This window comes from Rhizobium sp. 01N447_2, assembly GCF_056399245.1.
In genome coordinates, this window is the sequence record NZ_JBFTQY010000022.1 from 64,361 (window position 1) to 87,541 (window position 23,181).

21 protein-coding genes, 1 pseudogene and 1 riboswitch are annotated in these 23,181 nt (G+C 61.1%); of the genes and pseudogenes, 12 read left to right on the forward strand and 10 right to left on the reverse strand.

What is annotated here, in order from left to right; genetic code table 11:
• The first annotated feature begins 13 nt into the window (after positions 1 to 13).
• Both AC1ECN_RS17650 and ribB read left to right on the forward strand, forming a co-directional pair.
• The gene (locus AC1ECN_RS17650; protein WP_027689110.1) at positions 14 to 796 is read left to right on the forward strand and encodes a glucose 1-dehydrogenase; all 783 of its coding nucleotides are present in this window, start codon (positions 14 to 16) and stop codon (positions 794 to 796) included.
• 193 nt (positions 797 to 989) lie between these two features.
• Positions 990 to 1,140: riboswitch (FMN riboswitch) on the forward strand.
• A 126-nt stretch (positions 1,141 to 1,266) separates the two neighbouring features.
• Positions 1,267 to 1,902 carry a 3,4-dihydroxy-2-butanone-4-phosphate synthase gene (gene ribB, locus AC1ECN_RS17655; protein ID WP_130661711.1) on the forward strand — a complete coding sequence of 212 codons (636 nt, stop codon included), beginning with the start codon at positions 1,267 to 1,269 and terminating at the stop codon, positions 1,900 to 1,902.
• A gap of 86 nt (positions 1,903 to 1,988) precedes the next feature.
• Here ribB and AC1ECN_RS17660 read toward each other — a convergent pair whose 3' ends face one another.
• Positions 1,989 to 2,756: an SDR family oxidoreductase gene (locus tag AC1ECN_RS17660; RefSeq protein ID WP_130661712.1), complete on the reverse strand. Its 768-nt coding sequence runs from the start codon at positions 2,754 to 2,756 to the stop codon at positions 1,989 to 1,991.
• Positions 2,757 to 3,084: 328 nt separating this feature from the next.
• Between AC1ECN_RS17660 and AC1ECN_RS17665 the strand changes: the two genes are divergently transcribed.
• From AC1ECN_RS17665 to mobB, 3 genes are read left to right on the forward strand one after another with little or no spacing between them, the layout of a single operon-like run.
• The gene (locus AC1ECN_RS17665; RefSeq protein WP_130661713.1) at positions 3,085 to 3,993 is read left to right on the forward strand and encodes a DMT family transporter; all 909 of its coding nucleotides are present in this window, start codon (positions 3,085 to 3,087) and stop codon (positions 3,991 to 3,993) included.
• Between the two features lie 9 nt (positions 3,994 to 4,002).
• Complete coding sequence (mobA, locus tag AC1ECN_RS17670; RefSeq protein ID WP_026236633.1) at positions 4,003 to 4,632, forward strand: molybdenum cofactor guanylyltransferase MobA; 630 nt, start codon at positions 4,003 to 4,005, stop codon at positions 4,630 to 4,632.
• Positions 4,629 to 5,150, forward strand: a complete 522-nt coding sequence (gene mobB, locus AC1ECN_RS17675) for a molybdopterin-guanine dinucleotide biosynthesis protein B (protein WP_130655682.1) — start codon at positions 4,629 to 4,631, stop codon at positions 5,148 to 5,150. Before mobA ends, mobB begins: the two co-directional genes overlap by 4 nt.
• Here the strand turns inward: mobB and AC1ECN_RS17680 are convergent.
• From AC1ECN_RS17680 to AC1ECN_RS17690, 3 genes are all read right to left on the reverse strand, one after another.
• Positions 5,082 to 7,241, reverse strand: a complete 2,160-nt coding sequence (locus AC1ECN_RS17680; protein ID WP_130673531.1) for a PAS domain-containing hybrid sensor histidine kinase/response regulator — start codon at positions 7,239 to 7,241, stop codon at positions 5,082 to 5,084. The two genes, mobB and AC1ECN_RS17680, sit on opposite strands and share 69 nt — an antisense overlap.
• A complete protein-coding gene (locus AC1ECN_RS17685) occupies positions 7,216 to 8,727 on the reverse strand; it encodes an ATPase domain-containing protein (RefSeq protein WP_018068643.1) in 1,512 nt (503 codons plus the stop codon). The genes AC1ECN_RS17680 and AC1ECN_RS17685 overlap by 26 nt, the downstream gene beginning before the upstream one ends.
• 144 nt (positions 8,728 to 8,871) lie before the next feature.
• Positions 8,872 to 9,765, reverse strand: coding sequence for a LysR family transcriptional regulator (locus AC1ECN_RS17690; RefSeq protein ID WP_018068642.1), 894 nt, complete (start codon positions 9,763 to 9,765; stop codon positions 8,872 to 8,874).
• Between the two features lie 120 nt (positions 9,766 to 9,885).
• On the opposite strand from AC1ECN_RS17690, the gene AC1ECN_RS17695 reads away from it, so the two are divergent.
• On the forward strand, positions 9,886 to 10,281 hold the full coding sequence (locus AC1ECN_RS17695) for a (R)-mandelonitrile lyase (RefSeq protein ID WP_027689113.1): 396 nt from the start codon (positions 9,886 to 9,888) through the stop codon (positions 10,279 to 10,281).
• A 14-nt stretch (positions 10,282 to 10,295) separates the two neighbouring features.
• Entirely contained in the window at positions 10,296 to 11,285 is a 990-nt protein-coding gene (locus tag AC1ECN_RS17700) for an aldo/keto reductase (protein WP_130664705.1), read from the forward strand.
• A gap of 101 nt (positions 11,286 to 11,386) precedes the next feature.
• Here the strand turns inward: AC1ECN_RS17700 and maiA are convergent, their stop codons facing one another.
• From maiA to AC1ECN_RS17730, 6 genes are all read right to left on the reverse strand, one after another.
• Complete coding sequence (gene maiA, locus AC1ECN_RS17705) at positions 11,387 to 12,022, reverse strand: maleylacetoacetate isomerase (RefSeq protein ID WP_029870778.1); 636 nt, start codon at positions 12,020 to 12,022, stop codon at positions 11,387 to 11,389.
• 19 nt (positions 12,023 to 12,041) lie between these two features.
• On the reverse strand, positions 12,042 to 12,203 hold the full coding sequence (locus tag AC1ECN_RS17710) for a hypothetical protein (protein WP_017994304.1): 162 nt from the start codon (positions 12,201 to 12,203) through the stop codon (positions 12,042 to 12,044).
• Positions 12,204 to 12,269: 66 nt separating this feature from the next.
• Positions 12,270 to 12,686 (reverse strand): organic hydroperoxide resistance protein, encoded by a 417-nt coding sequence (locus AC1ECN_RS17715; protein ID WP_011652269.1) that lies wholly within the window; start codon positions 12,684 to 12,686, stop codon positions 12,270 to 12,272.
• Between the two features lie 190 nt (positions 12,687 to 12,876).
• Positions 12,877 to 14,199 (reverse strand): ATP-binding protein, encoded by a 1,323-nt coding sequence (locus AC1ECN_RS17720; protein ID WP_477953679.1) that lies wholly within the window; start codon positions 14,197 to 14,199, stop codon positions 12,877 to 12,879.
• Complete coding sequence (locus AC1ECN_RS17725) at positions 14,196 to 14,936, reverse strand: response regulator (RefSeq protein ID WP_018480731.1); 741 nt, start codon at positions 14,934 to 14,936, stop codon at positions 14,196 to 14,198. The genes AC1ECN_RS17720 and AC1ECN_RS17725 overlap by 4 nt, the downstream gene beginning before the upstream one ends.
• 124 nt (positions 14,937 to 15,060) lie before the next feature.
• On the reverse strand, positions 15,061 to 16,107 hold the full coding sequence (locus AC1ECN_RS17730) for an alpha/beta fold hydrolase (RefSeq protein ID WP_027689118.1): 1,047 nt from the start codon (positions 16,105 to 16,107) through the stop codon (positions 15,061 to 15,063).
• 360 nt (positions 16,108 to 16,467) lie between these two features.
• Here AC1ECN_RS17730 and AC1ECN_RS17735 point away from each other — a divergent pair.
• The 5 genes and pseudogenes from AC1ECN_RS17735 to AC1ECN_RS17755 form a co-directional block, all read left to right on the forward strand.
• A pseudogene (locus AC1ECN_RS17735) lies at positions 16,468 to 18,242 on the forward strand (cytochrome c biogenesis protein DipZ).
• A gap of 55 nt (positions 18,243 to 18,297) precedes the next feature.
• Positions 18,298 to 19,056 (forward strand): alpha/beta fold hydrolase, encoded by a 759-nt coding sequence (locus tag AC1ECN_RS17740; RefSeq protein ID WP_027689120.1) that lies wholly within the window; start codon positions 18,298 to 18,300, stop codon positions 19,054 to 19,056.
• A gap of 405 nt (positions 19,057 to 19,461) precedes the next feature.
• On the forward strand, positions 19,462 to 20,184 hold the full coding sequence (locus AC1ECN_RS17745) for a DeoR family transcriptional regulator (RefSeq protein WP_027689121.1): 723 nt from the start codon (positions 19,462 to 19,464) through the stop codon (positions 20,182 to 20,184).
• Between the two features lie 176 nt (positions 20,185 to 20,360).
• Complete coding sequence (deoC, locus tag AC1ECN_RS17750; RefSeq protein ID WP_075225738.1) at positions 20,361 to 21,389, forward strand: deoxyribose-phosphate aldolase; 1,029 nt, start codon at positions 20,361 to 20,363, stop codon at positions 21,387 to 21,389.
• Between the two features lie 5 nt (positions 21,390 to 21,394).
• Positions 21,395 to 23,181, forward strand: a 1,787-nt coding sequence (locus AC1ECN_RS17755) for an aldehyde dehydrogenase family protein (protein WP_477953687.1), incomplete at its 3' end; no start/stop codon positions are given.

A 23,181-nucleotide genomic window follows, 5' to 3' on the forward strand; every position in this document is an offset into this window, starting at 1 on the left:
ACAAGGAAAGAGCATGAAACGCTTTGAGCAGAAGACCGTCGTCATTACCGGTGGCAGCCGCGGCATCGGAGCGGCGATCGCCAGACGCTTTGCGAAAGAAGGCGCCAATCTCGTCGTCTCGGCCAACGAGGAACTGGTTCACGGCGTTGCCGAACAGATCCGGGCCGACGGCGGCAAGGCGATCTCCTTCATCGGCGACGTCACCGACAAGGCGAGCGTCACCGCCCTCTATGATGCCGCCGAGAAGGAATTCGGCTCGGTCGACGTCTCGATCCAGAACGCCGGCGTCATCACCATTGCCCGCGTCGAGGACCTGACCGAAAACGAGTGGGACAAGGTCATGGCCGTCAACACCAAGGGCGTCTTCCTCTGCGCCCAGGAGGCGATATCGAGAATGCGCAAGCACAAGCGCGGCGGCCGCATCATCAACACCGCTTCCGGCCAGGCCCGTGACGGCTTTATCTACACGCCGCATTATGCCGCCTCGAAAATGGGCGTCGTCGGCATCACCCAGAGCCTGGCCAAGGAAGTCGCGACCGAGAAGATCACCGTCAACGCCTTCTGCCCCGGCATCATCGAGACCGACATGTGGGCCTATAACGACCAGGCCTGGGGCAAGCTGCTCGGCAACTACGCCCCCGGCGAGTTGATGAAGGAATGGGTCGAGGGCATCCCGATGAAACGGGCCGGCTCCGGCGAGGATGTCGCCGGCCTGGTTACCTTCCTCGCCAGCGACGACGCCGCCTATATCACCGGCCAGACCATCAATGTCGACGGCGGCCTGATCATGTCCTGATGCATGTCGCCCAAAAGTGCGCAGTGGTTTTGGGACAACGACATGCATGGAAGGATCAAAGCACCAACGAAGCACGGAAGGCGACCCGGTCGTCGCCTCCGTGTGAACAGTGTGTCCATCGGCGTTAGGGCAGCTTTGCATTTTTGCCGGGTCGAGTGACCTTGCCATCCGCCTGTTTTTGATCCTATCTTTGAAATGTTCTCAGGGCGGGGTGTAATTCCCCACCGGCGGTATCAGGAGCAATCCTGGAGCCCGCGAGCGCTTCCGGCACCTCCTGTCGGAAGGTCAGCAGATCCGGTGAGATGCCGGAGCCGACGGTATAGTCCGGATGGAAGAGGACAACACGGGCAGTCGCACTCCATCCTGGAGTCGGCTGACGTTTGTTCGCCCAAGGGCAGAAGGCTCGCTCACGGATTGAGCCGAGCAGACCATGTCAGTCCGCTGACATAACCCTTGAAAGGCCAGACAGCATGACTATCGCAAGAATTGAAGATGCCATATCAGCCATTGCCAGCGGCAAGATGGTCGTCGTCGTCGACGACCAGAACCGGGAAAACGAAGGCGATATCGTGGTCGCGGCCGATGCCGTCACCCCGGAAACAATCGCCTTCATGATGAACCACGCCCGCGGGCTCGTTTGCATTGCCATGGAAGGCGAGCGTCTCGATGCGCTCGATATCCCGCTGATGGTGCCCAACAACACGGAATCGCACAAAACTGCCTTCACGGTCTCGGTCGATTATCTCAAGGGCACGACGACGGGCATTTCTGCGGCGGACCGTGCCGCCACCGTCCGCGCCCTCGTCGACGATCGCGCAAAGCCTGCCGAATTCGCCCGCCCCGGCCACATCTTTCCGCTCCGCGCCAACCCCCGCGGCGTGCTTGGCCGCCCCGGCCACACCGAAGCCGCCGTCGATCTCGCCCGCCTCGCCGGAAAGACCCCGGCCGGCGTCATCTGCGAAGTCGCCAACGACGACGGAACCATGTCCCGCCTCCCCGAACTCACGCTCTTTGCTGAGCGCCACAACCTCCCCCTCGTCACCATCGAGGATCTGGTCGCCTATCTCGAACGCCAGACGGCAAGAGACATACGCGAAGTCGCCTGATCGATGCCTTTGTTGCGGCGGCATAGCCCGCCGCAACAAACAACGTGCCGCAGCGATAACCCTGACGGCACCTTCCCTTGCCCGCCTTATGTCCGGCTGATCGAAACCCCACCATCCGCCAGCATCGCCGTGCCGGTCACGAAGCTCGACATGTCGGAGGCGAGGAAAAGCGCCGCATTGGCGATCTCTTCGGGTTGTGCCATGCGTTTCAGCGCATGCAATCCCTCCACGAAGGCGAGCAGTTCCGGCGTGGCATCAGGCGCGTTGGTGATGCTGGCGGGTGTGTCGGTGCCGCCGGGAAGCAGTGCGTTGACGCGGATCTTCTGCGCTCCGAGTTCAGCGGCGAGCACTTGCACGAAGCCGATCAGCCCCGCCTTGCTCGCCGCATAGGCGGCCATGCCAGGCATGCCGACGGTGTGGCCGACGAAAGTCGAGGTGAAGATCAGCGACCCGCCACCTTTTCCCATCGCCGCCGACTGGTGCTTGGCGCCGAGGAAGGCGGCGGTGAGATTGGTCTCGATCGTCTCGCGCCAGCCCTCCACCGACAGCCCGGCGACCGGCCCCATCTCACCAAGGATGCCGGCATTGTTGAAGGCGATGTCGAGCCGGCCGAAACGCGAAACTGCCGTCTCGACGAGCCTTGCCTGCAGAGCCTCGTCCTTGACATCGCCTGATATGGCGACGGCCTGACCACCCTCTGCCTCGATCTCCGCGACGACGGCATCGAGCGCGTTCTGCCGCCGACCGGTGACCACGAGCTTGGCGCCTTCCCGCGCAAAGAGTTTCGCCGCCGCCCGGCCGATGCCGGAGCTTGCGCCGGTGATGATTGCGATCTTGTCGTTGAGAAGTGTCATATCGATCTCTCCTGGGTTGTTGCGAGATCTGAGATGCTCAAACATCAGGCGATGCAGCCACCCGTTTCCCGCGCAGGAAGAGAAAAACGCCTATGGCCGAACCGGCGGCGCGACGGCGCGTCCTCATCGACGCCTTGATTGCGGCGTCGGAAATATCGGAATTAACTTTATAAAACGGGGATTTGTCGGAACTTCCACCCACACCCCTGCATTGACATCAGCGCCATTGTGCATCGCATCATCGATTTATGTCGGGTGTGACATTCATCCGATTCCCTTCATGCATCTTCGCGACTAAAAGAGGCGCACAGGTAACGGGAATCTCTTCATGCCGCGGTCACGCAATACTGAGGGCGCCATTTATATGAGCATGGCGATGGCCGGCTTTTCCGCGAGCGACGCTCTGTCCAAATCGGTGATCGCCTATATGAACGCCGGCGAAATCATGTTCCTGCGCGGCCTCTTCACCAGCCTGCTCGTCTATCTGATCGCCTGGAAAATGGGTGCGCTGCGCTCCTGGCGTATCATGCTCCAGCCGATGATCATCTTCAGGATCTTCTGCGAGACGCTCTCCGCCGTCACCTATATCACCGCGCTCGGCATGATGCCGATCGCCAATGCCTCGGCGATCCTGCAGTCGCTGCCGCTGGTCGTCACCTTCGGGGCTGCGCTCTTCTTCGACGAGCCGGTCGGCTGGCGGCGCTGGTCGGCGATCCTCGTCGGCCTCTTCGGCGTGATGATCATCATCCGTCCCGGCCCTGATGGATTCACCCCCGCCGCCCTGCTCTGCGTCGCCGCGGTGCTGACAACGGCCGGCCGCGATCTCGCCACCCGGAGCATCAGTCCGGAGATTCCTTCGCTGATGATAACCGTCATCACCGCCATATCAGCCTCCTTTTTCGGCGCCCTGCTCATCCCGGTGCTCGGCGGCTGGCAGCCGGTCAGCGCTAACGCGCTTGGGCATCTCGTGCTCGCATCGGTGCTGGTGCTCGTCGGCTACCAGTCGGTCATCCTCGCCATGCGCACCGGCGAAATCTCCTTCGTCGCGCCGTTCCGCTATACCAGCCTGATCTTCTCCTCTCTGCTCGGCTTTATCTTCTTCGCCGAAGTGCCTGACAGCTGGACGCTCGTGGGGGCTGCGATCGTCATCGCCTCCGGCCTCTATACGTTCTATCGTGAGGCCAAGCGCCGTGTGTCGCCAATCGCGCAGGAATCCGCGCCGCGCGCGCCGGTTTGAGTAAGGATGATGGCTGAATTCTCGTTGGATAAATCTCATATAGCGGGCGTCGTGCTGGCCGGCGGCCGTTCGCAGCGCATGGGCCGCGATAAAGCGGGCGTGATGCTTGGGGCAGAGAGCCTGCTCCACCATGTGCTGACCCGCCTCTCGCAGCAGGCCTTGCTCGTTGCCGTCAATGCCGATGTCGCCGCCGAGGACGTGCCCGTCGTTCCCGACCGTTTTCCCGGCAAGGCCGGACCGATGGCCGGAATCCATGCGGCGATGGTCTATGCCGCCGGCCTTCCCTCGATCACCCATGTCGTCACCGTCTCGGTCGATTGCCCGTTCTTCCCGGCCGATCTGGTCGCCAGGCTGGCCGCAGCGGTCGACCACCCTTCGCAAATCGCCATTGCCGCCTCCGAGGGCCGCAGCCATCCCGTCTTCGGGCTTTGGCCGGTGACGTTGGCCGCCGACCTCGAAGCCTGGATCGCCATCGACGAGAAGCGTCGCGTGCGCGACTTCCTGTTACGGCATGACGTTACGGAAGTGGCGTTCCCGCTGCATCCGACCCGCGCCAGCCTGCTCGACCCCTTCTTCAACATCAACACGCCTGATGATCTTGTCGAGGCGGAACGCTGGCTGGAGGCCCTTCGCGCATGACCGTACCGAAAATCTTCGGCATCGCCGGCTGGAAGAACTCGGGCAAGACGGGCCTCGCCGTCCAGCTGGTGACGGAGTTCACCCGCCGTGGCTACAAGATCTCGACGATCAAGCACGCCCATCATGATTTCGACATAGACAAGGTCGGGGCCGACAGCTACCGCCACCGCCAGGCCGGCGCCCATGAGGTCACCATCGTCTCCGGCACCCGCTACGCCATCATGCACGAGCTGCGCGGCGCACCCGAGCCCGAGTTCGAGGAGATCCTCGCCCGCCTCGCCCCCTGCGACCTCGTGCTGATCGAAGGCTATAAGCGCGAACCGATCCCGAAGATCGAGGCCCGCCGCCTGGAGGCCGCCAATCGTGAACCGTTGGCGCCAAGCGATCCCCATATCTGCGCCATCGCCGCCGATCACGCAGTCACGGATACGGCCCTGCCGGTCTTCGATCTAGACGACACAGGCGCCATCGCCGATTTCATCGCGGACATCGTCGGTCTTGGAAGGGCTAAGCCCTAAGCCACCTGCCCCACTGCCGGATCGGAGAAGCGGAACCGTTTCGCGTGCCATCGCCTTGGCGATCTCCTTGGCAAGCTGAGCCTGATTATAGGGCTTTCCCAATCTCGGAAGATCGATATCAGTGCCGGCAGGAAGATCGGCGTAACCTGTCGCCAGCACGATCGGCAACGCCGGATGAATGTTCCGCGCAGCCTGGGCAAGCTGTGCGCCGGTCATACCAGGCATCGAATAGTCGGTGATGACAAGGTCGAAATGCTGACCGCTGATCAATTCCAGCGCCTGCGAGCCGGAATTTGCCTCGACCACCTCGTGGCCGAGATCTTCAAGCATGTCGACCGAACTCATCGCAATCAAGGCATCGTCATCGACGAGCAGGATCTTCAGTCTGGATGCAGCTTGTGGGACCGGCAGCTCCGCCTCGGCCGGCCGCTCGGGGCGCCGTTCGGTCGCCGGAAGCCACAGTTCGGCGGTCGTTCCGACCCCAAGCTCGCTCGTCATACGGAGTGCGCCATTGAGCTGAACCGCAAGTCCGTGGATCATCGATAAGCCCAGACCCGTTCCCTTTCCGAGTTCCTTGGTCGAGAAAAACGGATCGACTGCCTTCTTCAGCGTCTCCGCATCCATGCCGGTGCCGCCGTCAGCCACCGCCAACACCAGATAGGCCCCTTTGCCGAGAGCGGCATCGCCAGCAACCTGCTCCTCGCGCAGCGATATGGACAGCGTCCCGCCATCCGGCATCGCATCGCGGGCATTGACCGCAAGGTTGAGCAGCGCCAATTCGAGCTGGTTCGCGTCGACCAGCGCCGGAGGCAGCGTCGCCGGCAGGGTGGTTTTTATGCTGATCGAGGATCCGACCGAGCGCCGCAGCAGGTCGTTCATGCCGGAGACCAGCGCGGCCAGATCGACGGGCTTGACCTGCAGATCCTGCTGTCTGGCAAAAGCCAGCAGCCGCTGCGTCAGCGCCGCTCCACGCCGCGCGCCCTGAATCGCCCCGTCGACCAGACGCGTCGCCTTGGCATCTCCGCCAACGTGCTTGCCGAGCAACTCCAGATTTCCGAGAACGACCATAAGCAGATTATTGAAATCGTGGGCGACGCCGCCGGTCAGTTGGCCGATCGCCTCCATCTTTTGCGATTGGCGAAGCTGCTCCTCGGCTCTTTCGCGCTGGGCGACTTCCTCGAGCAGGGTCTGGTGAGCGGCGTTGACCTCTTTGGTCCGTTCCCTCACACGTTCTTCGAGGGTTTCATTGAGCCGCCTCAGATTTTCCTCGATGGTCTTTCGGACGGTGGTATCAGAGCAGACGCCGACGAGTTTCCTCGCGGAACCATATCTGTCGGAATAAAGCTGCGCGTGGACCTCGGTCCAATGCAGCGATCCATCCGGCCAGATCGTCCTGTGCTCGATGGAATAGTCGCGTCCGGTATCGATCGTCTGGCGCAGGCGTGCCAGCACAAGATCCCGGTCGTCGGGGTGGATGCTTGCGATCAGATCGTCGCGCGTGACATCGTCATCCGGCCCTCGACCGAAGATTGCCTTGCAGGTCGCCGAGGCCGACAAGGCCATCGAGGACAGCTCCAGCTCCCACGCCCCGAGACGACCGGCGGCGAGCGCCGTCTGCAACCGTCGCTCTCCCTCGCCCAGAGCTTCAAGCCTGGCTTGCGCTTCGTATTGGCGCAGGCGTCCCTTTAATGCGGTCCGGGCAACGCTGATGAAGGAGGTCGCATGGAATGGCCTTTCCAGGAAGGTGACGTTACCAAGAACCTCGGAAAGCCTTGCAGCGGCCGGATTTCGTTCAGGCCCGCCGCCACGTGTGGTGAGTACGATGAAGGGAAGATCCGACCAGCTCGGCTGGGCCGAAACCCAGGCGGCAATCGGCTTGAGATCGCTCGAGCGAACGGCCTCTTCCGTCAAGACGCCAAGCGCGATGTCATCGCTGAGCGATGACGCGAACATAGACAGGTCAGTGGCAGCAATCGATGCCAATCCGGCCTCATCGACCAACGATCTCGCCACCCAGGCATCGCGACCGACGGGGGTGTAGATCAATGCTTTCGGTTTGCCGGAATTAGGAATTGCCGCTATCCCCGCCATCGGTCGCGAGGAGCGGCGTTGAGGTCGTGACAAATTCTGGAACGCCGCGAAGCACGCCCTGGAACCCGACGAGAGGATCGCCGAACCTCAAGCCGGAAGCGTCTATGCGATACTCCCGGATGGTATCCTCGTGAAAGCCGGTTCTCTTCTTGATCACCGAGACTGCTCGCCGCACCTTTCCCGCCGCCTCGAAGTAACGCAGCAGAATGACGGTATCGGCGAGATAGGTAACGTCGACAGGCGCCTTCATGTCACCAACCAACCCGTGCTGGGCAACGGTAAGAAAGGTGTTGGCGCCTTGCCTGTTCAAATATTGCAGCAGCTCATGCATATGAAGGATCAGCGAATTCTCATCCGGCATCGAAGCTTGATAACCGTTGATACTGTCGATGATGACGGTTTTCGCATCCGACTTGTCGACGCAGCTGCGCACACGGTGGGCGAATTCGCCCGGCGACAGTTCGGCGGCATCGAGCTGTTCGATGTGGATATGACCGGCGTCCCGCATGGCTTCGAGATCTATTCCGAGCGCCTTCAGCCGCGTGAAGAGCAGGCCCAGCTCCTCGTCAAAAATGAAGGCCGCCACTTTCTCGCCGCGCGCGACCGCAGCCACCAGGAATTGAAACGAGAACGTGCTTTTGCCGGTGCCGGCAGGACCAAGGATGAGCGTGCTGGAACCTCGCTCGAGGCCACCTCCCAGAAGAAGGTCCAGTTCCGCAATATTGCAGGAAATCTGATCGCGGGTGTAGCTCGACCTGTGTTCGGCGGCGACGAGCCGCGGAAAGACGATAACGCCGCCAGTCTGGATGATGAAATCGTGATAACCGCCGCGGAAGGCCTGACCGCGATATTTTATGACCCTTAGACGTCGGCGTTCGGAGCCGTAGTTCGGCGCCATCTCTTCGAGATGGATGACGCCGTGTACGACGCTGTGCACCGTCTTGTCGAGCACGTCGGAGGTCAGATCATCGAGCAGAAGGACTGTCGCGCCTTGTCGGGCAAAATAATGTTTGAGCGCAAGAATCTGCCGGCGGTAGCGCAACGAGCTCTGCGCGAGCAGCCTTATCTCCGACAGGCTGTCGAGAACCACGCGACGTGGCTTGATCCGCTCGAAAGCGGCAAAGATTTCCTTTGTCGTCTCTCCGAGTTCAAGATCCGACGAATAAAGCAGGCTTTGCTGCTGGTCGGCATCCAGCAGGCTTTCCGGAGGCACGACCTCGAAGATCTCGATATTGCCATCGATCACCATGCCATGCGATGCGGCACCGGCCCGGAGTTCGCTCTCGGTTTCCGAAAGGGTGATGTAGAGCCCCTGCTCGCCGAGCCGTGCACCCTCGATCAGGAACTGCAGCGCAATCGTCGTTTTGCCAGCTCCCGGATTTCCCTCCAGGAGAAACACGTGCCCCGGCGAAAGGCCCCCCGCCAGAACTGTATCCAAACCGGACACGCCGGTCCGAGCTTTCGTGGCAGGTGCCGCAGTATTCATTCACTGTTTCCTTCAATTTCAAGTGTGAATTAGCGGCGAGTGAAGGAATGTCAAATTACTGGCAGGCATGATTTCTTTCCGGCAAGAGGCCATCACCAGTAGCTCGGACATATGCCTGTCCGGGCGGCCCGAAACGGTGGGCGTCTATCCTCGATAGCGAAGTGCATCGACGACGAGGGCAAATGCCGGCGACGTATGCCGGCGGCTCGGATAGTAGAGATGGTAGCCGGAAAACGGCAGGCACCAATCCTCAAGCACGCGCTCCAGCCGTCCATCGGCTAGATGCGCGTCGACCAAGTTCTCCGGCATGTAGGCAAGTCCCATGCCCGCCAGCACTGCGTTCAGCCGCAGCGCTATATTGTTGAAGACCAATTGCCCTTCGACGCGAACCCTGAGTTCGCGCCCGTCCTTCTCGAACTCCCATGCATAAACGCTGCCGTAAGTCGGTAGGCGCAGATTGATGCAATTGTGATCCGTAAGGTCCTGCGGCGTCAGCGGCTTCGGCCTGGTGTCGAAATAGGCGGGAGCGCCGACCACGGCCATGCGCATGTCGGGACCGATGCGCACTGCGATCATGTCTTTCGCCACCTGTTCTCCAAGCCGCACCCCCGCATCGTAACGCTCGGCGACGATGTCGGTCAGACCGTAGTCGACAATGATCTCGACATTGATATCGGGATAATCGGGCAGCAGCTTTTGCAAGGCAGGCCAAAGGACGGCATCGGCCGCATGCTCGCCGGCATTGATGCGAATGGTGCCTGCCGGCTTCTCCCGGAACGCGCTCAAGGCAGCCAGCTCGCTCTCGATCTCGTCGAGCCGCGGTCCGATGGAAACGAGCAGACGTTCGCCCGCCTCTGTCGGCGCGACGCTGCGGGTCGTGCGTGTCAGCAATCGCAGTCCAAGCCGCTCCTCGAGCCCGCGGATGGTGTGGCTGAGCGCCGATTGCGACACACCCAGCTTGCCCGCCGCCTTCGTGAAGCTCTGTGCGCGTGCAACGGCAAGGAAGGCGATGAGGTCGTTGACGGCGGGGCGCGGCATTTATGAAACTTTCTCATGGGTTCTTGCCGTTTATACCATCTAATCGCGACCTGGCGCACGCCCTAAATACCTTGCTACTCGAGTGGACACGTCCACCCCGACATCGAAAGGAAGACAAAGATGGAGATCAAGCGAAGCGGTTCGCAGCCTTCGGCCAAGGGACCAGCCGATTGGTTTACCGGCAGCGTGCGTGTCGACCCGCTGTTTGCCGTGACCAGCCCCGCACGTGCGGCTGGCGCCAGCGTCACCTTCGAGCCCGGAGCCCGCACCGCCTGGCACACTCATCCGCTCGGCCAGACGCTGATCGTCACATCGGGCTTCGGTCGCGTGCAGCGCGAAGGCGGTCCCGTCGAGGAGATCCGCGCCGGCGACGTCGTCTCTTTCGCACCGGCTGAACGCCATTGGCACGGCGCATCGCCGACGACGGCGGTGACCCATATCGCCATCCAGGAACAGCTCGAYGGCAAGGTCGTCGACTGGATGGAGCATGTCACCGACACGCAATACCAAGGTTAGAAAAGGAAATTTCTATGCAGAAGCGTGAACTTGGAAAGAGCGGACTTCATGTCTCGGCCATCGGTCTCGGCTGCATGGGGCTGAGTTACGGTTATGGCCCGGCAACAGATATTCAGGAAGCGACCGCACTGATCCGGTGGGCATTCGAACGCGGCGTGACCTTCTTCGACACGGCCGAGGCCTATGGCCCCTATAAGAACGAAGAGCTTCTGGGAGAGGCGCTCGCCCCCTTCCGCGACGAGGTGGTGATCGCCACGAAATTCGGTTTCAACTTCGATGCCAATGGTGGCCAGAGCGGCATGAACAGCCGGCCGAAACAGATCCGCGCGGTGGCCGACCAGGCGCTGAAGCGTTTGAAGACCGATGTCATCGATCTCTTCTACCAGCATCGCGTCGATCCCGATGTTCCGATCGAGGATGTCGCCGGCACGGTCAAGGCGCTGATCGCGGAAGGCAAGGTCAGACATTTCGGCCTCTCGGAAGCGGGCGCCCAGACGATCCGCCGCGCCCATGCCGTCCAGCCGGTGGCGGCGTTGCAGAGCGAATATTCGCTGTGGTGGCGCGAACCAGAGCAGGAAATCCTGCCGACGCTTGAAGAACTCGGCATCGGTTTCGTGCCCTTCAGCCCGCTCGGCAAGGGCTTTCTGACTGGCGCGATCAGTGAAACGACCACCTTCGACAGCAAGGATTTCCGCAGCGTCGTGCCGCGCTTTTCWCAGGAGGCGCGAAAAGCCAACCAGACACTCGTCGATCGTCTCGGAGAAATCGCCGCCCGCAAAAAGGCAACCTCCGCCCAAGTGGCTCTCGCATGGCTGCTGGCGCAGAAGCCCTGGATCGTGCCGATTCCCGGCACCACCAAGCTGCATCGCCTCGAGGAGAACATCCAGTCCGCCGAGATCGAACTGACGGCCGAGGATCTCCGTAGCATCGAAAGCGCGCTCGCCACGATCAAGGTGGAAGGCGATCGTTATCCCGCGCATCTGCAGGCAAGGGTCAACCGCTAAAAGCGACCGACGGGCCATGAAGGTGACGTCTTATCGCCAAGGCTAGAACACCAGAAGAGAATCGGCCGCAGTCACTTGCGGCCGATTCTTCATAGATTGGATCATTGTCTCGGGGCCGGTGCGTTCTCCTGGAAAGCCGGTATCGCCTCCAGTCTGGCGACAATCTCCGCGATATTGGGCCAGCGGGCGAGATCGAAGCCGAGGCGCCGAGCGCTGATCGCCTGCGGGAAGAGAAAGATCTCGGCAATACCAGGCTGATCCGCAACAGCGAAAGCCCCCTGCCTGTGGCCGGCGATCATCGCCTCGACCGCGGCCATTCCTTCACCGACCCAATGACGATTCCAGGCAGTAATGGCATCGGCATCCGCCTGGAAGACCTTGCCGAGATGCAGACCGATCCGCGGCGGCAGCAGCGCGTGGATCTCGGCTGCGATCGCAAGCGCGATCGACCGCGCCTGCGCCCGGCCTTCCGCGGTGTCAGGCAATAGCGGCGGTTCAGGCTTTATCTCATCGAGATATTCGACGATCGCCAGCGACTGGGTAATGAGGACGCCACTATCCGTCAGCAAGGCGGGCACGAGCCCCTGCGGATTGATACTGCGATATCCGGCCTGCCGGCTCTCGGAATTTTCGCCAAGGATGGTGACCGGCAGCGCTTCGGCCATCAATCCTTTCAGGGCGAGTGCGATGCGGACTCGAGATGTCGCCGAGGAAATTTCGTTCTGATAGAGTTTCACTGTCTTTCTCCCTGGTGATCTAAAAGAACAGCTGGAGCGGCAGCCGCTCCCCTGAGGATGAAGCTGCGGATGCCGCCGTCACCAGGCCGGCAAGCGGCGACGGCTCCTGTGACGTTACATCGTAGATGCAGGGCGCTGCGAAAATCGTCGCCCCCAGAATGCAGATGATCATCAGTCTCATTGGTTCCTCCATCGACGAGGCCCGACTGGCCTCGTCATGTTTCCTTTTGGCGATCGATCCCATCTGTCAAGCAATGCTCAATTCGACATTGATATTGCCGCGGGTTGCTTTCGAATAGGGGCAGGTCCGGTGCGCTTCATCCACAAGCGCCCTTGCCAGATCCGCTTCGATGCCCGGAAGGCTGACCTTGAGGCGAGCCTGCAGGAAATAGTCGCCGTCGGTCGCCCCGAGATCGACCTCGGCGTTGACGGCGGCATCTGCAGGAAGCTTGACCTTCAGCTTGCCGGCAGCAATGCCGATCGCGCCGATGAAGCAGGCAGACCAGCCGGCGGCGAAAAGCTGTTCGGGATTGGTGCCGGCACGGTTGCTGCCCGGAGGCGAAAGCTTGATATCAAGCTGCCCGTCGTCGCTATGCGACGCGCCGTCGCGCCCGCCCGTCGTGTGGGTCTTGCCGGTATAGAGAACCTTGTCGATCTTTGTCATGAAACACTCCTTTGTTGCGTCGCTAAGGCGACTGGCCGCGGTGCGCGGCCGGGTTGACGGAGTGTGGTTTGACCGACGGATATATCCGCCATGTTTCCGAAAACGCCCGAAATGTCACAAAAAGTAGCATCCGGTATCAAGGACATCTTTGCATACAAAACATCTCAAAATTTTGCGACGCGCCCCGATGTCAGCGGATGGTGACTTCCGCAGCCAGCCCGCCGCCGGCGCGATTGTAGAGCCGGAGCGACCCGCCAATCTTGGCCGTCAGCTGCTGGGCGATCGCAAGACCGAGACCGGTGCCGCCGGTCTCTCGGTTACGGGATTGCTCCAGCCGGAAGAAAGGCTGCATGGCGGCTTCCAGCATATCGTCCGGAATTCCCGGCCCGCGGTCCATCACTGATATGACGATATCGTTTTCTGCGCTTCGCTCGACGCTGATCTCGGCAGCACCGGCAAACTTCAGCGCATTGTCGATGAAGTTCGATAGGATGCGGCGAAGAGCATGCGGCTTGGTGAGGGCAGCACCCTGAACCAGGCCGACGACGGTGACGGCCTTTCCAGTATCCTGGTAGTCGTAGGCCATGCTGTCGATGAACGAGGCGAGATCGATGCGGGCACTCTTCTCGCCATTGCCATGCGCACTGCGTGCATAGGCAATGCCGTCCTGAACAAGGCGCTGGATCTCGCCGAGATCGTGCACCAGCTTGTCTTTGTCAGGCGAATCCTCCGCCATGTCGGCGCRCAGCCGCATGCGGGTGATCGGCGTCTGCAGATCATGCGAGATTGCCGCCAGGATCTGGACGCGCTCTTCGAGGTAATGGGCGATCCTCTCCCGCATCGCGTTGAACGCCCTTGCCGCATGCGCGACCTCGCTCGGCCCTGCCTCGCTCAAAGCCGGGCCGTCCTTGTTCGGGTCAAGCGCATCGGCAGCGGCGGCAAGCTCGCCGAGCGGCCGGATCGCCTGGCGAACCGCGAACCAGGTGCAGAGGATGAGCAGCACCATCTGGATGACGAAGACATAGGGCAGCCATGCGGCGATCGGCATGACGCCCTTCGGCGTGACGTCGATCGTCAAGGGGCTTCCGTCGGTGAGCGTCAGATGCGCCTGCAGCCGGTTCACATCGCCAGGAATCCGTTCGATCCGGATCGGAAAGCGGTGCCCGATGGCCTCCTCGATCTTTCCTGAGATTTCCGCCCCTTTGCTTGATGTGTCAGGCACGCCGGGAAGGCCGTGTCCGAGCACGAAACGGTAATTGCCGCGGCTCAGCCGGTCGAGCAGATCACCGCGTTCGCCTGGCGGAAGCCGATCGAGAACGGCAATCGACGTTGCCACGTCGCTCTCCAGCGTGCCGAGCATCACGGCCTTGGCCGACATAGTGCGCTCCATATAGAGCACACTGAAGGACAGCCCGTAGGCCAAGGCCAATCCGATCAGCAGGATGAGAAAGATCCGCGACCGCAACGTGCTCGGCCACGTCAGGCCCGAACGCAAGCGGATTGCCGTCGTCATTGGCGCAGCTCCAAGATTTCGACCGGAACCGAAAACACATAACCTTCGCTGCGCACCGTCTTGATATAGGTCGGTTCGCGCGCATCGTCGCCCAGCCTCTGACGCAGGCGGCTGACCAGGAGATCGATCGAACGATCGAAGAGATCGGCGTCGCGGCCCTGCGTCAGGCTTAAAAGCTGGTCGCGATTGAGCACCCGCTGCGGATGATCGATGAACACGCGAAGCAGACGGTATTCGGCGCCGCTGAGCGCAATCGCGGTCCCTTCCCTGTCGAGAAGGTGCCGGGCCACCGTATCGAGCCGCCAATCGCCAAAGGTCAGCAATTGCCCGGCCTCGCTGATCTGCAGGTTGGGCGGCAACATCCGCGTGCGCCGCAGGACCGCCTTGATGCGGGCGAGCAGTTCCCGCGCGGCAAAGGGCTTGGGAAGGTAGTCGTCGGCGCCCATTTCCAGTCCGAGGATCCTGTCCATCTCGTCGGTGCGAGCCGTCAGCATCAGAATCGGGATCGCCTTGTGCCGGCCGGCGCGCAGTTCGCGGCACAGGACCAGCCCGTCGTCGCCGGGCATCATCACATCGAGCACGATCAGGTCGACGGCATTGGCTTCGAGAAAACTGCGCATCTGGCGCCCGTCGGCGGCAACGCTCGTGCGCAGGCCGTTCTTCTGCAGATAGCCCGATACCAGCTCGCGGATTTCGCGATCGTCATCGACGATCAGGATGTGATCGACATGATCCATATTTCCCTATTCCTTACGATAGAGCGGCCGCGCCGGTCGCTTCGTTCCTGGCCGAAGCGACAGACGCGACCTACGCATATTCCGCCGGCCGGAGCAACGAGGCTCTGCAACCGGCATCGCCGGTCTACAAGCGATCGACGTCTATGACGGCTTGCGCAAAAGCCTGCGGCGCTTCCTGAGGCAGATTGTGGCCGATGCCGCCACCGATCGTGCGATGCTCATATTTGCCGGAGAATTTTCCGGCATAAGCGGAAGGTTCCGGATGCGGCGCACCGTTTGCATCGCCCTCCATGGTGATGGTCGGTACCGAAATGACAGGCGTTGCGGCGAGCGTCGTCTCGTAGGCATCGTACTTGGCCTCGCCTTCGACAAGCCCCAGGCGCCAGCGATAATTGTGAATGACGATCGCGACGTGGTCGGGATTGTCGAAGGCGGCGGCCGACCTGTCGAATGTCGCATCGTCGAAGTTCCACTTCGGCGAAGCCGTCTGCCAGATCAGCTTTGCGAAATCATGGGTGTTGCTCTCGTATCCCTGACGACCGCGTTCGGTGGCGAAATAGAACTGGTACCACCAGGCGAGTTCGGCTTTGGGCGGAAGCGGCTTCTTGTTGGCCTCCTGGCTGCCGATCAGGTAGCCGCTCACCGATACCATCGCCTTGCAGCGCTCGGGCCAGAGTGCCGCCATGATGTTGGCGGTCCGCCCGCCCCAGTCATAGCCGGCAATGACAGCCTTCTCGATATCGAGCGCATCGAGCAGCGCGATCATATCGGCGGCGAGCGCTGACGGCTGGCCGTTGCGAGGTGTGCCGTCGTCCAGGAAGCGCGTCGTCCCGTAACCGCGCAGATAAGGCACGATCACCCTGTAGCCTGCCGAGGCAAGCAGCGGCGCGACATCGACGAAACTATAGATGTCATAGGGCCAACCATGCAGCAGCAATACGACAGGGCCATCCGCCTTCCCCGCCTCGGCATAGCCGATGTCGAGCACGCCTGCCTTGACCTGCTTCAGCGCTTCGAAAGACGTGTGGGTTCCGGCCTCTGCATCAGGCGGGGCTGCGGCAGGCGCCGACTGGGCGGCGGCCTTGCCGGCCACGCCGAACTCGACCGCCGCAAGGGCGATTGCCGTCATGCCGAAGAAGCGGCGGCGGTGTTGGTTGATTTGCTCTGACATCGGTCTCTCCTGTCGAATGAATCACGGTGCTGAAAAGGCGCTCTACTTGTATCTCCGATATGTCGCGCGCCAGCAGTTTTTGAATGCTCATGTAGCTTCCGGCCTCCGGGATACAGTCTGATACAATCGCGGCGCCTCAGCGACGCATCGGTTCGGCCGCAGCCGTTTTCGTCGCTCCTCGCGGCCACGGCAGCACTTTGTGTCGCTCTGTATCACCGTCCGCCGGCAGCAACACTTCGATACATTTTCCCGCAAAACCGGACACATCGGGGATACGTCGGCCCGGCTACATCCCGGCCATCGCTGGTCCAGGCCCATCGCCGCCCAGAGCCCGATCAAACGGTTTCAAAGGAAACGATGATGACACTTCTGATCATAGCCTATCTCGGAGGCGCGCTGACGATCCTCAGCCCGTGTATCCTGCCTATCCTCCCCTTCGTCTTCGCCCGCGCCGGACAGCCCTTCGTCAGAAGCACGCTGCCGATGCTGGCGGGCATGGCCGCCACCTTCGCGCTCGTCGCCACGCTCGCCGCGGTCGGTGGCAGTTGGGCCATTCGCGCCAATGAATATGGCCGCCTTGCCGCAATCGTCCTGCTCGCGCTCTTTGGCGCAAGCCTGCTTTCACCACGCATCGCAAGCACGCTTGCCCGGCCGATCGTCGACCTTGGCAACAATCTTATCAACGCCACCGGCGGCGGGCGCGGCACAACGACAGTGAAGAGCGCGCTTCTTCTCGGCGTTGCCACCGGACTGCTCTGGGCGCCCTGCGCCGGTCCGATTCTCGGCCTCGTGCTGACCGGAGCTGCATTGCAGGGCGCCAATCTGCAAACGACCTTCCTGCTGATCGCTTATGCCGCTGGTGCTGCAAGTTCGCTTGCCGTCGCCCTGCTTGTCGGCGGCAAGCTCTTCGCCGCCATGAAGCGCTCCCTCGGGTTTGGCGACCGGATTCGCCAGGTACTCGGCGCTGCCGTACTGGCGGGCGTCGCCGTCATCGCGCTCGGCCTCGATACCAGCCTGCTCGCCCGGCTCTCCTACGCCAGCACTGCATCGCTGGAACAGGCCGTGCTCGACAGGCTGCATGCAAAGCCGCTCAGTGGCCCTTCTTCCGAGCTGGCGAGCAACGAGGTGATGATTGCGGCCGCCGATGCAAAACAGCCTTTCCGCAGTGATCTGCCCGTCGAAGGCTACGCGCCGTCACTTGATGGTGCGGTCGAATGGCTGAACTCAACGCCTCTCACCACCGAGCAGCTGCGCGGCAAGGTCGTGCTCGTCGATTTCTGGACCTATTCCTGCATCAACTGCATTCGCACGATCCCCTATGTCAGAGCCTGGGCCGAAAAATATGCGGACCAGGGCCTTGTGGTGATCGGCGTCCACGCCCCTGAATTTGCCTTCGAGAAGAAGATCGACAACGTCAAGAAGGCGATCGGCGACTTCCAGATCGGCTATCCCGTTGCGATCGACAATGATTACAGCATCTGGCGCGCCTTCGAAAACAGCTATTGGCCTGCCGCCTATCTGATCGATGCCAAAGGCCAGATCCGTTACCACCATTTCGGCGAAGGCAATTACAACAAGACCGAAAAGGCCATTCAGGACCTGCTGCGCGAAGCCGGCAGCCAAACGACGGCAAGCGCGCCAGTTGCGCCGGATGCCAAGGGCGTGGAAGCAGGTCCTGATCTCGGCAACATCCGCTCCGGCGAGACCTATCTCGGCTACGAACAGGCGGCTAACTTCGCCTCTCCGGAAGGGCTGCAGGCAGACACAGCGCACAACTATTCGATCGCCGAACCCGGCCTCAATGGCTGGGGCCTGTCCGGAACCTGGACCGTCGGCCGGGATCAGGCGACGCTTGATCAGCCGGGCGGCGGCATCACTTATCGCTTCAGCGCCCGCGACTTGCATCTCGTTCTCGGGCCTGGCGCCGGCGGCAAACCGATCCGCTTCCAGGTGAAGATCGACGGCAAGACGCCAGGGCCTGACCACGGCTCCGACATCGATGCCGACGGAACGGTACGGTGACCGCGACCAGGCTTTACCAGCTCGTCCGCCAGTCCGGCACGGTCGCCGCCCGCAACTTCGAGATCCGCTTCCTCGATCCCGGCGTGCAGGCCTACGCCTTTACATTCGGTTGAACCTGAAACGCATCACTATCCCAATCAACAACAACGACCCAAAGGAGTGATACCCATGAACAAACGTCTTATTTTCACCGCAGCCCTTGCCTTTGCCACGACCGCCATCGCATTCGCGGCGGAGGCTGCCGAGGTCAAAAACATCGTGATCGTCCACGGCGCGCTGGCCGACGGTTCGGGATGGCGCAAGGCGACGGACATTCTCGAGAAGCGCGGCTTCAACGTCACCATCGTCCAGCAGCCCATCATCTCGCTCGACGACGATGTGGCGGCGACCAAGCGGGTTCTCGACCTTCAGGACGGACCGGTTCTGCTCGTCGGCCACAGCTACGGCGGCATGGTCATCACCGAAGCCGGCAACGATCCCGCGGTCGCGGGCCTCGTCTATGTCGCGGCATTCCAGCCTGACAAGGGCGAAAGCCTGCTCAGCCTCGCCAGCTCGAAGCCCGCCGGCAGCATGGATATAAAGGAAACGAAGGACGGCAAATATCTGTATCTCGATCCGGGTGCCTTCGCCGCGGATTTCGCAGCCGACCTTCCACAAGCCGAAGCCGATTTCATGGCAAAGTCACAGGTCTTCGCCTCGAAGCAGGCATTCTCCGCCAAGATCGCCCAGCCAGCATGGCGGACGAAGAAAAGCTGGTCGATCGTCGCCACCGAGGATCGCTCCATCAACCCCGAGCTTGAACGCGACATGGCAAAACGTGCCGGAAGCGACGTGACTGAAATAAAGGCAAGCCACGCAGTCTTCGCATCCCAACCGGAAAAGGTTGCCGATGCGATCGAAACAGCAGCAAGAAAAGCCGGCGAGTAGCGCGCGCAGCCAGGAATGTCCTCAGCAGTCGCTGAGGATGAAGCCTCTGGTCGGAAGGCCACCCCGACCAGAGGCGTGACGAACTCGCCCCTGGCGGCCTAGAATGTCGATCTTGTCGTCACCTGCTTCCCCGCAGCCGAAGTGAGGCACCATCTATACAGTTTTGTGACTATTCCACCACAAAAATGGTAGGCTGGTCACAAATTCTCATTTCAAATTGCGGGGTTTCCCTGTAAAATTGTGACGATATGCCATGTTGCGCGCAACTGGCTGGCGCAGAAGCTGCAGCTCGGCGCAAATGCCGAATCGTAGCTCGAGGGGACATACAAGATGAGAATAGCAGTCCCTTGTTAAATTTTGATCAGAACACTATTCCAAGTGTAAACGATAAGGGAGAGATGCGATATGGATAGTCGCAAGGGCCGGCGCATCGCAGTCTTATCCGAGGCCCTTTCACAACATCGCATTCTGCACATCAAGAATGCTGCCGAGATACTGGGCGTCTCAGAGATGACGGTTCGGCGTGATGTCAGTGCCAATGCAGACCAATTCGCGTTCCTCGGCGGCCATATCGTTCCGGCTATCGAAGCGGAAAACGATCCCTATGAAATTTCCAAGGCGGCCGACAGTCATGCCGCTGCAAAACGGCAAGTTTGCACACAAGCCATTGATTACATTCACCATGATGATACGGTTTTTTTCGATTGCGGCACCACGTTACCCTATCTGGTCGATCTCCTCCCAGACCAGATTCACATAACGGCGATCTGTTACGCCATGAATGTCGCCGATCGTCTGATGCGAAAACCCAACGTTCGCCTTGTTATGCTCGGTGGTCTTTACCACCCAGCATCGGCGAGCTTTTCCGGTGCCTCGGGGTTGGAAATGCTCGATCAGCTTGTGATCAACGTGGCATTTCTTTCTGCAGCCGGTGTCGATGCCCGGCGTGGCGCGACCTGCGCGCATTTTCACGAAGCGGAGATCAAGAAAAAGGCGATGTCCCGGGCACGAAAGAATATTCTTCTCGCCGACAGCAGCAAAATCGGCAAGCTCAAGCCGGCCTTTTTCAGCGACATGAAGTCGTTCGATGTGGTCATCACAGAAAACGGCATGAACGATTTCGACTGAGAAATCCCGCATTTTTTCTGCGTCTGTCGAAATCTAAACTTGACGCAGCGGCGCGGTGATGCAAACTTCACAAACAGTGAAAAAAAAATCACATTTGAGCCAGTCGTGAAGCTTCCTCTGCGTGCCTCTGCACTGATGGCAACAGGATCTTCACGCTCGGATCGGGAGGATTCTAGTTGGAAACCGTTGCTGTTCACAATGCGGCAAACGCGGCGCGTCATGGTGGCCCTTCACGATTGCCGGACGGCACCCATAACCGGCCGCGCAATACCGGTATGGAACTCGATCTGTCGTGGGTGCTTGATACCCGGGTCAACCTGTCTGCCACCGAGCGCCGCGTAGCCTCGCTTCCTGGACGCCGCACCGTCAAAAAGGACGCACAGGCGGCTTGGCTCCTGAAGGCGGTGACCTGCATCGACCTGACGACGTTGAACGGCGACGATACCCCCGAACGCGTCAAGCGGTTGTGTGCGAAGGCGATGAATCCGATACGCGCCGACATTCTGGATTCGCTCGGCATGAGCGGCCGTTCGATCACCACCGGCGCCATCTGCGTCTACCATCGTTTTGTTGCAACGGCCGTCGAGGCACTCGGAGATTCCGGCATTCCGGTCGCCGCGGTTTCGACCGGTTTCCCTGCCGGCCTCAGCCCGCACCACCTCAAAGTCAAGGAAATCGAGGCGTCAGTTGCCGATGGCGCGAAGGAAATCGACATCGTCATCACTCGCGAGCATGTGCTGACCGGCAACTGGACTGCACTCTACGAGGAAATGAAAGAATATCGCGCCGCCTGCGGTGATGCGCATGTCAAAGCCATTCTGGCGACCGGCGACCTGAAGACGCTCCGCAATGTCACCAGGGCCTCGCTGGTCTGCATGATGGCGGGAGCCGATTTCATCAAGACCTCGACCGGCAAAGAAGGCGTCAATGCGACGCTGGCCGTGACATTGACCATGCTGCGGGCGATCCGCGCCTATCAGGAGCGCACCGGTATCAAGATCGGCTACAAGCCGGCCGGTGGCATTTCCGCGGCGAAGGACGTGTTGAACTACCAGTTCCTGATGAAGGACGAACTGGGGCGCGAGTGGCTGGAGTCCGATCTCTTCCGCATCGGTGCATCAAGCTTGCTTGCGGATATCGAGCGGCAGTTGGAGCATCACGTCACCGGTGCCTATTCGGCCCTCAACAGACACCCGATTGGATGATCCAGATGACTGTTGCAAAGTATTTCGACGAAATGTCCTACGGCCCCGCCCCTGAATCCGATATCGAAGCTCGCGACTGGCTGGCGCGCCACGCTTCCGGTTTCGGTCACTTCATCAATGGCGCATTCGTGCCCTCCGCGTCGGGCAAGAACTTCGAAACGTTCGAGCMAGCCACCGGCAAGGTCCTGGCGAAGCTCGCGAACGGCGGCGCGGCGGATGTGGACAACGCAGTTGCGGCGGCCCGCAAGGCACAGGCGTCATGGGCGCGACTGCCGGGCCATGCGCGGGCGCGCCATCTCTATGCGCTTGCCCGGATGATCCAGCGCCATGCGCGTCTGATTGCTGTGGTCGAGGCAATCGACAACGGCAAGCCGATCCGCGAAACCCGCGATCTCGACGTGCCACTGGCAGCCCGTCATTTCTATCATCACGCCGGATGGGCACAAATCCAGGACACGGAATTTGCCGATCATGTGCCGGTCGGCGTCGTCGGCCAGATCATCCCGTGGAATTTCCCATTCCTGATGCTGGCCTGGAAAGTGGCGCCGGCTTTGGCGCTCGGCAACGCCGTCATCCTGAAGCCTGCCGAATTCACGTCGCTGACGGCGCTTCTCTTTGCCGAACTAGCATCCGCGGCGGGCCTTCCGCCGGGCGTACTCAATATCGTGACGGGAGAAGGCGAAACAGGCGCGCTGCTCGTCGGGCATGAGGATATCGACAAAATTGCCTTTACCGGATCGACCGAAGTCGGGCGCGTTATTCGCGAGCGTACCGCAGGTAGCGGTAAGTCGTTGACGCTGGAACTCGGCGGCAAGTCACCTTTCGTCGTTTTTGACGACGCCGATATCGACGGCGCCGTGGAAGGCGTCGTCGACGCGATCTGGTTCAACCAGGGACAGGTCTGCTGCGCCGGTTCGCGGCTTCTGGTCCAGGAAGGCATTGCCGATCTTTTCCATGAGCGGCTGAAGCGCCGAATGGAGACATTGCGGGTCGGTCAGCCTTTGGACAAGTGCATCGATATGGGTGCGATCATAGCCCCCGTGCAATTGACGCGTATCGAAGCGCTGGTGAAAAAGGGAGTTTCAGAAGGCGCGACACTGCATCAGGCCAAGATCGACCTGCCGAAGGGCGGCAGCTTCTACCCGCCGACGCTTCTGAGCGGCGTGCAGCCGACATCGATCGTCGCGACCGAGGAAATCTTCGGGCCGGTTGCGGTCTCCATGACTTTCCGCACACCGGAAGAGGCCATCCAGCTTGCCAATCACACCCGCTACGGCCTCGCCGCCAGCGTCTGGAGCGAGACGATCGGCTTGGCGCTGAACGTTGCGGCAAAGCTCGCAGCCGGCGTGGTCTGGGTGAATGCCACCAATCTTTTTGATGCCGCCGTCGGTTTTGGCGGCAAGCGCGAATCCGGATTCGGACGCGAAGGCGGACGCGAAGGTTGCTACGAATATCTGAAGCCAAAGGCTTGGGTCGGTCGCAAGGCGCGCGCAGCAATGCCGGCACTTTCGCAAGTAAAGCCGGTTGCCGGCGATTTTGCCCTGCCAAGCATCGACCGGACGGCAAAGCTCTTCATCGGCGGCAAGCAGGCACGCCCAGACGGCAATTATTCCCGTGTCATCGCCTCGCCCAAGGGCAAGGCCATCGGGGAGGTCGGCGAAGGCAACCGCAAGGACATCCGCAATGCGGTGGTTGCCGCACAGGCCGCCTCCGCCTGGTCGAATGCGACCACTCATAACCGCGCCCAGGTTCTCTATTACATCGCCGAAAACCTCAGTGGCCGCGCCGACGA